The organism is Streptomyces sp. NPDC049687 (genome assembly GCF_044465285.1).
GTDB lineage: Bacteria > Actinomycetota > Actinomycetes > Streptomycetales > Streptomycetaceae > Streptomyces.
The window spans coordinates 32,709-47,853 of record NZ_JBITLN010000007.1 but is presented as its reverse complement, the minus strand read 5'-3'; the positions used below and the strand labels follow the sequence as shown (position 1 = coordinate 47,853).

Annotated in this window: 15 protein-coding genes; 9 read left to right on the top strand and 6 right to left on the bottom strand. The window is 71.0% G+C overall.

The window, feature by feature from the left end; genetic code table 11:
• The first annotated feature begins 83 nt into the window (after window positions 1-83).
• Window positions 84-761, top strand: a complete 678-nt coding sequence (locus ACIBVL_RS21890; protein ID WP_030603615.1) for a response regulator transcription factor — start codon at window positions 84-86, stop codon at window positions 759-761.
• A 55-nt stretch (window positions 762-816) separates the two neighbouring features.
• Window positions 817-2,094, top strand: a complete 1,278-nt coding sequence (locus ACIBVL_RS21885) for an ATP-binding protein (protein ID WP_399098924.1) — start codon at window positions 817-819, stop codon at window positions 2,092-2,094.
• Between the two features lie 77 nt (window positions 2,095-2,171).
• Here the strand turns inward: ACIBVL_RS21885 and ACIBVL_RS21880 are convergent, their stop codons facing one another.
• A complete protein-coding gene (locus ACIBVL_RS21880) occupies window positions 2,172-2,711 on the bottom strand; it encodes a GtrA family protein (protein ID WP_399098923.1) in 540 nt (179 codons plus the stop codon).
• Window positions 2,712-2,911: 200 nt separating this feature from the next.
• On the opposite strand from ACIBVL_RS21880, the gene ACIBVL_RS21875 reads away from it, so the two are divergent.
• The 4 genes from ACIBVL_RS21875 to ACIBVL_RS21860 all read left to right on the top strand — a co-directional run bounded on the left by ACIBVL_RS21875 (window position 2,912) and on the right by ACIBVL_RS21860 (window position 6,990).
• Window positions 2,912-4,063 (top strand): 5-(carboxyamino)imidazole ribonucleotide synthase, encoded by a 1,152-nt coding sequence (locus ACIBVL_RS21875; protein ID WP_399098922.1) that lies wholly within the window; start codon window positions 2,912-2,914, stop codon window positions 4,061-4,063.
• A 20-nt stretch (window positions 4,064-4,083) separates the two neighbouring features.
• The gene (purE, locus tag ACIBVL_RS21870) at window positions 4,084-4,581 is read left to right on the top strand and encodes a 5-(carboxyamino)imidazole ribonucleotide mutase (protein WP_399099477.1); all 498 of its coding nucleotides are present in this window, start codon (window positions 4,084-4,086) and stop codon (window positions 4,579-4,581) included.
• A 5-nt stretch (window positions 4,582-4,586) separates the two neighbouring features.
• Entirely contained in the window at window positions 4,587-5,765 is a 1,179-nt protein-coding gene (locus ACIBVL_RS21865; RefSeq protein WP_399098921.1) for a dipeptidase, read from the top strand.
• 121 nt (window positions 5,766-5,886) lie between these two features.
• Window positions 5,887-6,990, top strand: a complete 1,104-nt coding sequence (locus ACIBVL_RS21860) for a dipeptidase (RefSeq protein ID WP_399098920.1) — start codon at window positions 5,887-5,889, stop codon at window positions 6,988-6,990.
• Window positions 6,991-6,993: 3 nt separating this feature from the next.
• Here the strand turns inward: ACIBVL_RS21860 and ACIBVL_RS21855 are convergent, their stop codons facing one another.
• Window positions 6,994-7,392, bottom strand: coding sequence for a VOC family protein (locus tag ACIBVL_RS21855; RefSeq protein WP_399098919.1), 399 nt, complete (start codon window positions 7,390-7,392; stop codon window positions 6,994-6,996).
• Between the two features lie 169 nt (window positions 7,393-7,561).
• The gene (locus ACIBVL_RS21850; protein ID WP_399098918.1) at window positions 7,562-8,905 is read right to left on the bottom strand and encodes a UDP-glucose dehydrogenase family protein; all 1,344 of its coding nucleotides are present in this window, start codon (window positions 8,903-8,905) and stop codon (window positions 7,562-7,564) included.
• Window positions 8,906-9,107: 202 nt separating this feature from the next.
• On the opposite strand from ACIBVL_RS21850, the gene ACIBVL_RS21845 reads away from it, so the two are divergent.
• Window positions 9,108-10,265: an acyl-CoA dehydrogenase gene (locus tag ACIBVL_RS21845; protein WP_399098917.1), complete on the top strand. Its 1,158-nt coding sequence runs from the start codon at window positions 9,108-9,110 to the stop codon at window positions 10,263-10,265.
• Between the two features lie 142 nt (window positions 10,266-10,407).
• On the opposite strand, the gene ACIBVL_RS21840 is transcribed toward ACIBVL_RS21845, so the two are convergent.
• On the bottom strand, window positions 10,408-10,965 hold the full coding sequence (locus ACIBVL_RS21840; protein WP_399098916.1) for an acyl-CoA thioesterase: 558 nt from the start codon (window positions 10,963-10,965) through the stop codon (window positions 10,408-10,410).
• A gap of 120 nt (window positions 10,966-11,085) precedes the next feature.
• Between ACIBVL_RS21840 and ACIBVL_RS21835 the strand changes: the two genes are divergently transcribed.
• Together ACIBVL_RS21835 and ACIBVL_RS21830 are read left to right on the top strand one after the other, a co-directional pair.
• Window positions 11,086-12,375, top strand: coding sequence for an LCP family protein (locus tag ACIBVL_RS21835; protein ID WP_399098915.1), 1,290 nt, complete (start codon window positions 11,086-11,088; stop codon window positions 12,373-12,375).
• The gene (locus ACIBVL_RS21830; RefSeq protein WP_399098914.1) at window positions 12,368-12,985 is read left to right on the top strand and encodes an HAD family hydrolase; all 618 of its coding nucleotides are present in this window, start codon (window positions 12,368-12,370) and stop codon (window positions 12,983-12,985) included. The genes ACIBVL_RS21835 and ACIBVL_RS21830 overlap by 8 nt, the downstream gene beginning before the upstream one ends.
• Before the next feature lie 58 nt (window positions 12,986-13,043).
• On the opposite strand, the gene ACIBVL_RS21825 is transcribed toward ACIBVL_RS21830, so the two are convergent.
• Together ACIBVL_RS21825 and ACIBVL_RS21820 are read right to left on the bottom strand one after the other, a co-directional pair.
• A complete protein-coding gene (locus tag ACIBVL_RS21825) occupies window positions 13,044-13,415 on the bottom strand; it encodes a four-helix bundle copper-binding protein (protein WP_399098913.1) in 372 nt (123 codons plus the stop codon).
• A 134-nt stretch (window positions 13,416-13,549) separates the two neighbouring features.
• On the bottom strand, window positions 13,550-15,004 hold the full coding sequence (locus ACIBVL_RS21820; protein WP_399098912.1) for an LCP family protein: 1,455 nt from the start codon (window positions 15,002-15,004) through the stop codon (window positions 13,550-13,552).
• Window positions 15,005-15,145: the final 141 nt, after the last annotated feature.

The window sequence follows — 15,145 nt, the reverse complement described above, 5'->3', positions numbered from 1 at the left end:
CGGGTGTCCGACATGTCCCTGAGTAAGAAACAGGGGCGCCGATCACACTTCGGGCCCCGCCCCCCGCGGACTACCATCAGCTCATGACCCGTGTACTGCTCGCCGAGGACGATGCGTCCATCTCGGAGCCGCTGGCCCGCGCACTGCGCCGGGAAGGGTACGAGGTCGAGGTGCGTGAGGACGGACCGACCGCGCTCGACGCCGGGATCCAGGGGGGCATCGACCTGGTCGTGCTGGACCTCGGGCTGCCCGGCATGGACGGCCTCGAGGTGGCCCGCCGACTGCGCGCCGAGGGGCACGCCGTGCCGATCCTCATCCTGACCGCGCGCGCCGACGAGGTGGACACCGTCGTCGGTCTGGACGCGGGCGCCGACGACTACGTCACCAAGCCCTTCCGGCTCGCCGAACTCCTCGCCCGGGTACGGGCCCTGCTGCGGCGCGGCGCCGCCGAGCCCGCGCAGCCGCCCGCCACCCACGGCGTGCGGATCGACGTCGAGTCGCACCGCGCCTGGATGGGCGAGGAGGAGCTCCAGCTGACGGCGAAGGAGTTCGACCTGCTGCGGGTCCTCGTCCGGGACGCGGGCCGGGTCGTCACCCGCGACCAGCTGATGCGCGAGGTCTGGGACACCACCTGGTGGTCGTCCACGAAGACCCTCGACATGCACATCTCCTGGCTGCGCAAGAAGCTGGGCGACGACGCGGCGAACCCCCGGTACATCGCCACGGTGCGCGGCGTGGGCTTCCGCTTCGAGAAGAGCTGAGAGCGCGGACCTCGGTGGAGCACCGGGCCAAGCAGGGTAAGCGGGATAAGAGGACATGCGCCGGCGCCTGATCCAGTCCACGCTCGCGGTCGTTCTCGTGGTGATCGCCGTCTTCGGTGTCTCCCTCGTCATCGTCGAGAGCCGCACCATCAGCAACAGCGCGCAGGAGCGGGTGGACTCCGAGGCGGTGCGGCTGGTCGGCATCGTGGACACCCGGCTGCTCGGCGCGGAGAACATCACCGCGGAGATCCTGCGTGACCAGGTCACGCAGGACCGCTACGCCGTGATCAGCATCCCCGGCCGGCCGCGGATCGAGGTCGGCGCCCGGCCCGAGGGTGACGTCATCCACGCCGAGGAGAGGGGGGAGGGCGGCGAGACGGTCCGGGTGGAGGAGCCCCGCTCGACGATCACCCGTGAGGTGGGCCGCACCCTTCTGATCATCGGCCTGGTGGCGCTGCTCGCGGTCGTGGCGGCGGTCCTCCTGGCCATCCGCCAGGCGAACAAGCTGGCCTCCCCCCTCACCGACCTCGCCGAGACGGCCGAACGGCTGGGCTCGGGCGACCCCAGGCCCCGCCACAAGCGCTACGGCGTCCCCGAGCTGGACCGGGTCGCCGACGTCCTGGACTCCTCCGCCGAACGCATCGCCCGCATGCTCACCGCGGAACGCCGCCTGGCCGCCGACGCCTCCCACCAGCTCCGCACCCCGCTGACGGCCCTGTCGATGCGCCTGGAGGAGATCACCCTCACCGACGACCCGGACACGGTGAAGGACGAGGCGACGATCGCGCTGACACAGGTGGAACGCCTGACGGACGTGGTCGAGCGCCTCCTCACCAACGCCCGCGACCCCCGGACCGGCTCGGCGGTCACCTTCGACCTGGACGAGGTCATCCAGCAGCAGCTCGCGGAGTGGCGCCCGGCGTACCGCAGCGCGGGCCGTGCCATCGTCAGCTCCGGCAAGCGCCATCTGCGGGCGGTGGGCACCCCGGGCGCGGTCGCCCAGGTGCTGGCCGCGCTGATCGAGAACTCCCTCATGCACGGCGGCGGCACGGTCGCCCTGCGCACCCGTGTCACCGGCAACCAGGCGGTCGTCGAGGTCACGGACGAGGGCCCCGGCGTCCCCGCCGATCTCGGCGCCCGCATCTTCGAACGCGCGATCAGCGGCCGCAACTCCACGGGGATCGGCCTCGCCGTGGCCCGCGACCTGGCCGAGGCCGACGGCGGCCGCCTCGAGATGCTCCAGGCCCAACCCCCGGTCTTCGGCATCTTCCTCTCCCGCACGGCCCCTCAGAAGAGGTCCTCATCGGGCGACGAGGAGCCGATGGTGAGGTAGGGGCGTACGCGGTGCCGCCGCAGGGGGCTTTCTCGGAGCAGTCCCCAGGGAAGACGCCGTCGGCGGCGGAGCTCCGGTCAGCTGACCCGCTGCCGGGCCTTCCTCGCGCGTGCCTGCTCCCCGATCAGCGACTCCTCCGCGAGGAATGACTCGGCACTGGCCACCGCCTCCTTCGCCGGAAGCGCCCGGAACACCCACGTCCGGTACGACCAGAAGCGGAACAGCGTGGCGATCCCGATCCCCAGGAACTTGAAGACGTTGCTCTGCAGCGGACTGTCCCACCCGAAGCCGTACGTCGCCAGGAACAGCAACCCGTTCTCGATCACCAGTCCGACGGCACTGAACAGCAGGAACAGCGTCAGTTCCTTCGTACGCCCGCTCTTGTCCCGGTCACGGTAGGTGAAGTACCGGAACCCGACGTAGTTGAAGACGATCGAGACGACGGTCGCGATGACACTGGCCCGCACCACCGGCAGATCGGTGAGATGGCGGACGAGGTTGAACACGCCGAGGTTGACCAGCAGCCCGGCCCCGCCCACCGCCCCGAATTTGGCCAGCTCACGGGCCACCCGTCGCAGCCGTCCGTGCGTGACTTGCCCCGAGGAACCATGCGCCATGGTCGTACAGGCCCCCGTCCGGGTCTTGGTTGCGTCAACCCAGCCATGCTAACCACCACTCTTGTCGGTTTCCTGTGCTCGGCCTTCACAGGTCGAGAACAGGTCGGGAAGAACGCGGCAAACGGCCGGTATGAGCCGGTGAAAAGCCCGGTAAGAGGAGCGGGATCCGGCCGGGCCGGCGTGGCCGATACCCTGGGGGCGTGACGTTCCCGGTAGTCGGCATGGTCGGCGGGGGCCAGCTCGCGCGTATGACACACGAGGCAGGCATCCCGCTGGGCATCAGGTTCAAGCTCCTCAGTGACACCCCCCAGGATTCCGCGGCGCAGGTCGTGAGCGATGTCGTCATCGGCGACTACCGCGACCTCGACACGCTGCGTGACTTCGCGCGCGGGTGCGACGTGATCACCTTCGATCACGAACACGTACCCACCGAGCACCTCAGGGCGCTGGAGGCGGACGGCATCCCGGTCCGCCCGGGCCCGGACGCGCTGGTGCACGCCCAGGACAAGGGCGTGATGCGCGCGAAGCTCGACGCGATCGGCATCCCGTGCCCCCGGCACCGGATCGTGACCGACCCGCAGGACGTGGCGGCGTTCGCACAGGAGGGTGACGGCTTCCCTGTCGTCCTCAAGACCGTCCGCGGCGGCTACGACGGCAAGGGCGTCTGGGTCGTCGACTCCGCCGAGGAGGCCGAGGACCCGTTCCGCGCGGGCGTCCCCGTCCTCGCCGAGGAGAAGGTCGACTACGTCCGCGAACTCGCCGCCAACGTCGTACGCTCCCCGCACGGCCAGGCGGTCGCCTACCCGGTCGTGGAGTCGCAGCAGGTCAACGGCGTCTGCGACACGGTGATCGCCCCCGCCCCCGGCCTGGACCCGGCCCTCGCCCTCCAGGCCGAACAGCTGGCCCTGACGATCGCCAAGGAACTGGACGTCGTCGGCCACCTCGCCGTCGAACTGTTCGAGACCCGCAATGACGACGGGTCCTCCCGTGTCCTCGTCAACGAACTGGCGATGCGCCCCCACAACTCGGGCCACTGGACCCAGGACGGCGCGGTCACCTCCCAGTTCGCCAACCACGTCCGCGCCGTCCTCGACCTCCCCCTCGGCGACCCGCGCCCGCGCGCCCCCTGGACGGTCATGGTCAACGTCCTCGGCGGCGACTTCCCGGACATGTACTCCGCGTACCTGCACTGCATGGCCCGCGACCCCCAGCTGAAGATCCACATGTACGGCAAGGACGTGAAGCCCGGCCGCAAGGTGGGCCATGTCAACACCTACGGCGACGACCTCGACGACGTGCTGGAGCGCGCCCGTCACGCAGCCGGCTACCTGAGAGGCACGATCACCGAATGAGCCCCGTTGTAGGCATCGTCATGGGTTCGGACAGCGACTGGCCCGTCATGGAGGCCGCCGCCCAGGCCCTCGACGAGTTCGAGATCGACTACGAGGTCGACGTCGTCTCCGCGCACCGCATGCCCCGCGAGATGATCGCGTACGGCGAGCAGGCGGCCGAACGCGGCCTGAAGGTGATCATCGCCGGCGCCGGCGGCGCCGCCCACCTCCCCGGCATGCTCGCCTCCGTCACCCCGCTGCCGGTCATCGGCGTGCCCGTCCCGCTGAAGTACCTCGACGGCATGGACAGCCTGATGTCCATCGTGCAGATGCCGGCCGGCGTGCCCGTCGCCACGGTCTCCGTCGGCGGCGCCCGCAACGCCGGCCTGCTCGCCGCCCGGATCCTCGCCGCCCACGACGCGGACCTCCTCGCCCGGATGCGCGATTTCCAGCAGGAGCTGAACGACCAGGCCACCGAGAAGGGCAAGCGGCTGCGCGCCAAGGTCGAGGGCTCGAACGGCTTCGGCTTCGGAAAGTGACGGAGATGACCTCCCTGGACGAAGCCCGCGACCTGCTGCGCGAGTTCCCCGTGGCCGACGGCCACAACGACCTGCCCTGGGCACTGCGCGAACAGGTCCGCTACGACCTCGACGCCCGCGACATCGCCACCTCCCAGGCCGCCCACCTGCACACCGACCTGCCGCGTCTGCGCGAGGGCGGAGTCGGCGCGCAGTACTGGTCGGTGTTCGTCCGCGCCGACCTGCCGGACGCGGTCCCGGCGACACTGGAGCAGATCGACTGCGTCCAGCGGCTGATCGACCGCCACCCGCAGCACCTCAGGGCCGCCCTGACCGCCGCCGACATGGAGACGGCGCGGGCGGAGGGCCGTATCGCCTCACTCATGGGCGCGGAGGGCGGCCACTCCATCGCCAACTCGCTGGGCACCCTGCGCGGCCTGTACACGCTCGGCGTCCGCTACATGACCCTCACCCACAACGACAACGTGGACTGGGCGGACTCGGCGACCGACGAGCCCAGGGCGGGCGGCCTGACGGCGTTCGGCCGCGAGGTCGTGCGCGAGATGAACCGCCTCGGCATGCTCGTCGACCTCTCGCACGTCGCGGCGACGACCATGCGCGACGCCCTGGACACCACCTCCGCGCCGGTGATCTTCTCGCACTCCTCCGCCCGCGCGGTCTGCGACCACCCCCGCAACATCCCCGACGACGTCCTTGAACGCCTCCCCGCCAACGGCGGCGTCGCCATGGTGACGTTCGTACCGAAGTTCGTGCTCCAGGCGGCGGTGGACTGGACGGCGGCGGCGGGCGACAACCTGCGGGCCCACGGATTCTTCGACCTGGACACCACCCCCGAGGCGATGAAGGTCCACCGTGCCTTCGAGGAGCGCAACCCGCGCCCCGTCGCCACGGCCGCGACCGTCGCCGACCACCTGGACCACATGCGCGAAGTGGCGGGCATCGACCACCTCGGCATCGGCGGCGACTACGACGGAACGGCCTTCACCCCGGACGGCCTCAACGACGTCTCCGGCTATCCCAACCTGATCGCGGAACTCCTCGACCGCGGCTGGTCGAGGCCCGACCTCGCCAAGCTGACCTGGCAGAACGCGGTCCGCGTGCTGGGCGCGGCGGAGGACGTGGCCCGTGAACTACGGGCGACACGGGAGCCGTCGCACGCGAGGATCGAGTCGCTGGACGGCTGACCGGCGTTCCCGGGTGGGGCGTACGCCCGAACGCCCCACCCACCAGGAAGCCTCCCCGTCCCCGTGCGACGGTGGCCGTACCGCTGCCGATCGAGCCGCTGAGCGACGTACGGAGACCGTCATGACCGACCTCCAGGACGAAGTGCACGACCTTCCCGAGGCCGACGAACTGCCGGTTCCCCTCACCGCCCCGTACGTCCCCGAGGCCGAAGCGGAGACCGACCACCTCGGGCGCGCCCACGCCCTGCTCGCCGCGCACCCCGTCGCCGACGGCTACAGCGGTCTGCCCCGGGCGCTGCGCCATCTGCCCTGGCACGACCTCCAGCTCGGCGAGCGCGGCGTCGACACCGACGTACCCCGGCTGCGCAAGGGGCATGTCGGCGCGCTGTTCTGCTCGCTGCACCTGCCCGAGGGACTCGCCGCCGACCGGGCCGTCGGCGCCACCCTGGAGCAGCTCGACCTCGCCCGCTCGGTGATCGCCACGCACCCGGAGGGGCTGCGCCCCGCCCGCACCGCGGGACAGGTCCTCGACGCCCGCAACTGCGGCCGGGTCGCCGTCGTCCTCGGCCCGGCCCCCGCCGCCGCCCTCGACGACTCCCTCGCCATACTGCGCGTCCTGCACTCCCTCGGACTGCGCGTCCTCACCCTCGCCGGCACCTCCTGGGCCAGCGAGGCGGGGCTGACCCGGTTCGGCGAGGAGGTCCTGCGCGAGATGAACCGGCTGGGCGTGCTCGCCGACCTCTCCGGCGCCTCCGACGCCACCATCGGCCGGGTCCTCGCGCTCTCCAGGACCCCGGTGCTGTGCACCCGCTCCGCCGCCCGCGCACTGTGCCCCCACCCCGACAACCTCCCCGACGTGCTGCTCGCCCGGCTGGGCGCCGCCAAGGGGCTGTGCATGGTGCCGCTGACCGCCGAGCAGACCGGCCCGGACGTCCGGGACGTCGCCGACCACCTCGACCACGTCCGCGCCGTCGCGGGCCCCGACTGCGTCGGCCTGTCCGGTACGTACGACTCCGGCGCCGCCCATCCCCAGGACCTCGCCGACGCCTCCGGCTACCCGCACCTCGTCGCCGAACTCCTGCGCCGGGGCTGGACGGACACCGACCTCGCCCTGCTGACCTGGGGCAACGCTCAGCGCGTCCTGCGCACCGCCGACTTCACGGCCCGCGCCGCGCAGGAGCGCCGCGAGGCGTCGAGAGCGAACATCGCGGAGCTGGACGGCTGATCGTCAGGGGGTCTCGATCCGGCACAGGCAGAACGGGTGGCCCGCCGGGTCGGCGTACACCTGGAAGTCCTTCTTCTCCCGGTCCTCGAGGTCCAGCGGCCGCGCCCCCAGAGCCAGCACCCGCTCGTGCGCCGCGTCGACCTCCGCCCAGGTGGCGCCGGCGTCGAGGTCGAGGTGGAACTGCTGCGGATTGCGGTCGGGGCGCGGCCATTCGGGCGGGGTGTACCCCTCGACCTGCTGGAAGGCGAGCCGGGGGCCGTCGGGCACCTGGAGGACGTACCAGTCCTCCTCGCCCTCCTCGGCCCGGGGCGTACCGCCGAGGACCGCCGCGTAGAACTCGGCGAGCGCGCGCGGGTCGGGACAGTCGAGCACGACGGAACGGAAACGAGCGACGAATGCCATGCCGAACGGATGCCCGCACGGTCCCGCCGCGTAACGCGCAGCCCTCCCGCGCGCCCCGGAAGAAGACCCAGAGGAAGTTCACGCGGCAAACATCACTCGGGTGCGGCAGAATGCAGACAGACGCCGGTTCGGCCGACTGAGCCTCGGCCGAACCGGCGTCACCCCTGGGTCAGGCCGTGGGCCGGCCCATCGCCCGGTACGTCCAGCCGGCCTTGCGCCACAGCACCGGGTCGAGGGCGTTGCGCCCGTCGAGAATCAGCCGGACCGCCGCGACCTCCCCGAGCGCCGCCGGGTCCAGCTCACGGAACTCCCGCCACTCGGTGAGGTGCAGGACGACGTCGGAGCCCCGTACGGCCTCCAGCGCCGAGTCGGCGTATCCGAGCGTCGGGAAGACCCGGCGGGCGTTGTCCATGCCCTTGGGGTCGTAGACGGTGACCTGGCCGCCCTGGAGGTGGATCTGCCCGGCCACGTTCAGCGCGGGAGAGTCACGTACGTCGTCCGAGTCGGGCTTGAAGGTGGCGCCGAGCACGGCGACCCGCTTGCCCAGGAAGGGACCGCCCCCGAGCGCCTGCCGTGCCAGCTCCACCATCCGGCCGCGCTGGCGCATGTTGATGGAGTCGATCTCGCGGAGGAAGGTGAGCGCCTGGTCGGCGCCGAGCTCACCGGCGCGCGCCATGAAGGCACGGATGTCCTTGGGCAGGCAGCCCCCGCCGAAGCCGATCCCGGCCCGCAGGAACTTCTTCCCGATCCGGTCGTCGTAGCCGATGGCCTCCGCCAGCTTGGCGACGTCACCGCCGGCGGCCTCGCAGACCTCCGCCATCGCGTTGATGAAGGAGATCTTGGTGGCGAGGAAGGAGTTCGCGGCGGTCTTCACCAGCTCGGCGGTCGGGAAGTCGGTGACGACGAACGGCGAGCCCTCCCCGACCGGGGTGGCGTACACCTCGCGCAGCAGCTTCTCGGCGCGCTCGCTGCGCACGCCGACGACGATCCGGTCGGGGTGCAGGGTGTCGTCGACGGCGAACCCCTCCCGCAGGAACTCCGGGTTCCAGGCCAGTTCGGCGTCCGCGCCGGCGGGCGCCAGCTCGGCGATCATACGGGCGAGCCGGTCGGCGGAGCCCACGGGCACGGTCGACTTCCCGACCACGAGGGCGGGCCGGGCCAGATGCGGGGCGAGCGACGCCAGGGCGGACTCGACGTACGACATGTCGCAGGCGTACTCACCGTGCTTCTGCGGGGTGTTCACACACACGAAGTGCACATCGCCGAAGGCGCCGACCTCCGCCCAGTCCTGGGTGAACCGCAGCCGCCCGGTCGCCCCCTCGAAGCCGGTGACGTGCCGGCGCAGCAACTCCTCGAGACCCGGCTCGTACATCGGGGCCTCGCCGCGCTCCAGCTTCTCGATCTTCTCCTTGACGACGTCCAGGGCGAGCACCTCGAAACCCAGCTCGGCCATGGCCGCGGCGTGTGTCGCGCCGAGATAGCCGGTGCCGATCACGGTGATCTTGAGGCTCATGGGTGCTCCAGAGAGGTAAGCCGGGGGTGCGCTGCCTGAGCATAGTCGGGGCGTGCCGGGGCCCCTCACCGGGCACTTTCCCCCAGGACCTTCCCCTTGTTGTCCAGCTCACGTATCAGTCCCGCTGCCGGACCTCTAAAATTTGAGTTACTTAACGGTAATTAGCGTCGGTAACAGCAGCGTCTTTGGAGCGTGAGCAACCTTGGCCGGATCGGCTGACTTCGACCTGTATCGCCCGTCCGAGGAGCACGACATGCTCCGAGACGCCATCCGCGCACTGGCCGAGGCGAAGATCGCGCCGTACGCCGCAGCCGTCGACGAGGAGGCCAGGTTCCCGCAGGAGGCGCTGGACGCCCTGGTCGCGAGCGACCTGCACGCGGTGCACGTACCCGAGTCGTACGGCGGCGCGGGCGCCGACGCGCTGGCGACGGTGATCGTCATCGAGGAGGTGGCCCGCGCCTGCGTGTCCTCCTCCCTCATCCCCGCCGTGAACAAGCTGGGCTCGCTCCCGGTGATCCTCTCCGGCTCCGAGGACCTGAAGAAGAAGTACCTGACCCCGCTCGCCAAGGGCGACGCGATGTTCTCGTACTGCCTCTCCGAGCCGGACGCGGGCTCGGACGCGGCCGGCATGAAGACCAAGGCGGTCCGCGACGGCGACCACTGGATCCTCAACGGCGTGAAGCGCTGGATCACCAACGCCGGCGTCTCCGAGTACTACACGGTGATGGCGGTCACGGACCCCACGAAGCGCTCGAAGGGCATCTCGGCCTTCGTGGTCGAGAAGTCCGACCCCGGGGTCTCCTTCGGCGCCCCGGAGAAGAAGCTGGGCATCAAGGGCTCCCCGACCCGCGAGGTCTACTTCGACAACGTCCGCATCCCGGCGGACCGCATGATCGGCGAGGAGGGCACCGGCTTCGCCACGGCGATGGCGACCCTCGACCACACCCGCATCACCATCGCCGCCCAGGCCCTCGGTGTCGCCCAGGGCGCCTTCGACTACGCCAAGGGCTACGTCCAGGAGCGCAAGCAGTTCGGCAAGCCGATCGCCGACTTCCAGGGCATCCAGTTCATGCTCGCCGACATGGCCATGAAGATCGAGGCCGCCCGCCAGCTGACCTACGCGGCCGCCGCCAAGTCCGAGCGCGGCGACGCCGACCTCACCTTCCAGGGCGCGGCCGCCAAGTGCTTCGCCTCGGACGTGGCGATGGAGGTCACCACGGACGCCGTCCAGCTCCTCGGCGGCTACGGCTACACCCGTGACTACCCGGTCGAGCGCATGATGCGCGACGCCAAGATCACGCAGATATATGAGGGCACCAACCAGGTCCAGCGCATAGTGATGGCCCGCAACCTGCCGTAACGGCCGGCGCCACGACCGCAGCCGTGAAGGGCGCCCCGGTGCCGGGGCGCCCTTCGTCGTGCCGTCTCACGACCCCCGCGGCCCGTCCCGCACGATCCGGCGGCCCACTACCTCTCGCGCCCCGAACTGAGTTCCGCGCAGCTCAGTTCTCGTAGCCCTCGGCGATTCGCCGCTCCCGCAGCTCCATGATCGCCCGCCGGCGCGCCAGCCGGTGCGTGCGGCGGATCTGGGCCTCCTGGTAGCGGCGCCGGTCGCGGTCCGTCTCCGGAAGCACCGGGGGAACCGCACGGGGCTTGCCGTCGGCGTCCACGGCGGCGAAGACCAGGTAGGCCGAGCCGACCTGGGTGGGCGGCGCCGACTCGTTCCAGCGTTCGGCCAGGACCCGGACGCCGACCTCCATCGAGGTCCGGCCGGTCCAGTTGACCTGGGCCTTCACATGGACGAGATCGCCGACGCGGACCGGTTCCAGGAACGCCATCTCGTCCATGGACGCGGTGACGGCGGGCCCGCCGGAGTGCCGCCCGGCCACGGCACCCGCCGCGTCGTCGACGAGCTTCATGATCACACCGCCGTGCACCGTGCCCAGGAGGTTGGTGTCGTTGTGGGTCATGATGTGGCTGAGGGTGGTGCGGGACGCGGACGTCGGCTTGCCCGGAATGCCCGGGATATCCGAGTCCACTGCGGTGACCTGGTCTGTCATGACCTCCACCTTATGCCGAGGGGGACAACCCGGGATTTTGTGTCAGCTTGGCAACAGCGCGGCCCTGATTCTCCGACGCCCCTTGTAAGGGACACAGCCCTGACCGGCACACTGGGGCGCATGAACGATTGGCCCGAGGGATGGTCCGACAACAACGGCGGCCCCCGCTACGGAAGCGGCAGTGCCGGCGCCCAGCCGGAGAGCGCGCGCGTCATGCGCCAGGTCCGCCGCGGCCCGGCCGCCCCGCCGCACAGCCCCGGCGTCCCGCCGCAGCCGTCGTACGTCAACGGCCAGGGACACGGCGACTACACCAACGCCCAGCAGGCCGGCTACGACAGCGGCTACAGCACGGGCCACGTCTACGGTTCCCCCGGCGGCCCCGGTGAGCCGGGCGGGCCGGCGGGCGGGTACCCCCGGAACTCCCGTCCCGCGCCGAACTGGCGCCGCCGCGTCAAGTGGACCGCGATCACCGTGGCGGGCGTGCTGATCGTCACGACGGTGAGCACCTACTTCTGGGCCGACGGCAAGCTGCGCCGCGAGGTCGACCTGTCGAAGGTCATCGACCGGCCCGAGGCGGGCGACGGCACCAACTACCTGATCGTCGGCTCCGACAGCCGTGAGGGCATGTCCGCCGCGGAGAAGAAGGAGCTGCACACCGGCTCCGCCGAGGGCAAGCGCACCGACTCGATGATGATCCTGCACGTCGGGTCCAACGGCGACACGCTGATCTCGCTGCCGCGCGACTCGGACGTGGAGGTCCCGACGTACGTGGGCTCGGAGTCCGGCAAGACGTACAAGGGCTCGGGCCGGCACGTGAAACTGAACGCGGCGTACGCCGAGGACGGTCCCGAGCTGCTGGTCCGCACGATCGAGTACAACACCGGGCTGCACATCGACCACTACGTCGAGATCGGCTTCGCCGGGTTCGCGAACATCGTGGACGCGGTCGGCGGCGTCGAGATCACCATCGACAAGGCTTTCAAGGACAAGTACTCGGGCGCCGACTTCAAGGCGGGCAAGCAGACGCTGAACGGCGAGGAGTCGCTCGCCTTCGTCCGTACCCGGCACGCGTTCGCCGCGTCCGACCTCCAGCGCACCAAGAACCAGCAGAAGTTCCTGGCCGCCCTGGCCCACCAGGTGGCCACCCCGTCGACGATCCTGAACCCCTTCAAGTTCTACCCGGTGATGGGCGCGGGCCTGGACTCGCTCATCGTCGACAAGGACATGGGGCTGTACGACCTCGGCTCGATGTTCTTCGCGATGAAGGGCGTCAACGGCGGCGACGGCGTGTCGATGAACATGCCGATCTCCGGCTCCTCCGGCGGCAACCTCGTCTGGGACAAGACGAAGGTGAAGCAGCTGGTGAAGGAGCTGAACAACGACGAGAAGGTCACGGTGACGAGTGACTGACCGCCCCTTCGACGCGGTGCTCTGCGACATCGACAACGTGGTACGGCACTTCGACTCCACCCACCTCCAGGCGCTGGAGCGCACCGCCGGGCTGGCGGAGGGCACCACCAAGAAGGTGGCGTTCGCCCCGGAGGTCGACGGGCCGTTGCTGCTGGGGCAGATCACCGAGCAGGAGTGGGTCGCCGCCATCGCCGAGGGGCTGGCCGGCCTGGTGGAGGACGAGGAGACGGCCTGGTCGCTCGGCACCGCGCTGCTGGAGTCGCCCTTCCACGCCGACGACGAGGTGGTGGCGCTGCTGCGCCGGGCCCGCACCCGCGTGCCGCTGGTCCTGGTCAGCAACGCGACGACGGGACTGGAGGCCGACCTGGCCGCGATGGGCCTCACCGACCTCGCGGACGACGTCGTCAGCAGCGCCCGCGTCGGGCTCGCCAAGCCGGACCCGCGGATCCTGGAACTGGGGGCGGCACGGGCGGGCGCCCGGCCCGAGCGGTGCCTGTTCGTGGACGACACCGAGGAGAACGTGGCCGCGGCCGCCGCGCTGGGCATGCGGGCCGTGCACTTCCGTACGGCGGCGGACCTGGAGCGGGAGCTGGCGCCGCTGTTCGAGTGACGCCACGTCGTGACCAGGGGCACCCACGGGGGTGCCCCTGATCGCGTTCAGGCGGAGATCACATCGTGGCGCCCGCCATCGCACGGCACGTCGTGGCGCAGCGGCGACACGCCTCGGCGCAGCGCATCATCTGTGGGTCGTCGGGCATGGACATACACGCCTCGGCGCACATGTCGCAGGCCCTGGCGCACATCGCGCACATCTCTGCCGACAGGGGCGAGCGCCGCATCATCATGTCGGCGCACATGCGGGTCATCTCCGAGCAGTCCATGAGCGCGCTCATGATCCGCATCTGGGCCTGGCCGCCGCCCATCTGCATGCAGGAGCTCATGGTCTCCTCGCACATGGTGTGGGCGGCCATGCACGCCTCGACGCAGTCCTGCATCTCCTTGCTCATGGCCGGCATGGTTCCGGGCTGGTTCATGGTCATGGCTCCTCCGGGGTGGGGTGAGGGGCCCGGGGCGGGCCCCGTGCACTTCCGTCCTACGCTCCCCGGACGCCTTGCGCCATCGGGCGGAGGCAACCAATCCGCACTATTCGTTCCCCAGAGGGAGGAATACGTACCTACGCACACCCCACCTCGTCCCCCCGCACCACCTCCGGCTCCGGCGACACCGGCTCCTGCGCCCCCACCTTGCGGACCTCCCGGAAGTCCGCGCCGGCGACGACCCTCAGGGTCGGGCCGAGGCCGGGGACGGCGCGCAGTTCGCTGCCGGGGAAGGCCGCGGCGAGGGACCGGGCGGAGCGGTCCCAGCGGGGGTCGTGGACGACGACCGTGCGCCGGACGGCGTGGTCGCGGGCGTCGACCGGGCGGTGGGTCGTACGGAAGCCCGTGGCCGCCAACGCGTCGTCCACGCGCCTGCCCAGGCCCTTCGTCGTCGTGCCGTTCTCGACCTGGACCCGGATCTGCTGCGGCGGCACCTCCACCCGCAGCACCTCCTCCCGGGGGCGAGGCCGTGGACGGGGGGCCGCGGTGGCGAGGGGCTTGTCCTCGCGCAGGGACCGGAAGAGACGCTCCGCCTTCACCGGGTCCCACTTCAGGGTCGAGCCGATGCCCGGCACCTCGAACCCCGTGCGACCGACCGGCACCGTGGTGAACTCGGAGGAGGACGGGGAGAAGGTGCGCATCGCCCGGCCCAGGTCCAGGAGTTCGTCCGTCCCGAAGCCGCGGTCCGCCCGCACCGAGCTCAGCACCGCCCGCGCCACGTCCCGGAACCTCAACGGATTCAACAGGATCCCGGACGAGGTCGACTGGTCCACCATCGAGGCCAGGAAACGCTGCTGACGCTTCATCCGGCCGAAGTCGGAGGAGGCGTCAGCGTGCCGGGAGCGGACGTACTGCAGGGCCGTGCCGCCCCGCAGCGTGTGCTTGCCGGGTGGCAGGTCCAGGCCGGTGTAGGTGTCTCTCAGGGGCTGCGCCGTGCAGATCTTCACACCGCCCAGCACGTCGACGGTCTTCATGAAGCTGGTGAAGTCGACCTCCAGATAGTGGTCGATCTTCACACGGGTCATGCTCTCCACCGTGCGCACGGTGAGCTGGGGGCCGCCCTCCGCGTACGCCGCGTTGAGCTTGACGGGGTGGCCGTGGTGCTTCCTGCCGCTGACCTGGTCGATGTGCGGGGGTGTGCGGGCGTAGGAGTCGCGCGGCAGGCTGACCACGCTGGCCCGCTCCCGGTCCTCCGAGATGTGCACGATCATGATGGTGTCGGTGCAGTGGCAGGGCGCGCCGCCGAGCCGGAACCGCCGCCGTTCGAGCTCCGTGACCTTGTCCCGCCCGTCGGTGCCGACCAGCAGGACGTTCATGCCGTGGCCCGCCCGCGGACGGTTCTTCATGTCCTTGAAGGGGTCGACCCGGGCGATGTCCGCGTCGAGGCTGGTGACCACGGAGTGCCCGATCCCGGCGGAGGCCAGCACGACGGCCGAGAGCGTGGTCGCCGCCCGCACGGCCCAGCGGGGCCGTCTCCTGCGTACCGGGGGACGGGGCGGGCGGCGCCGGGTCCGGGGCGGTGTGGTGGGCATACGGGGACACCTCCGGGCGACGGCCGAGGAGCGGGGGAGTGGGGGAGCGGGGAGCCGTGAGTACCGTAGGCCCGTACGATCTGTCGCCCGGGGCAGCGCACCCGGCGGGGCGCAACCGTGTCCCCCGTTCGCGGTAACGTG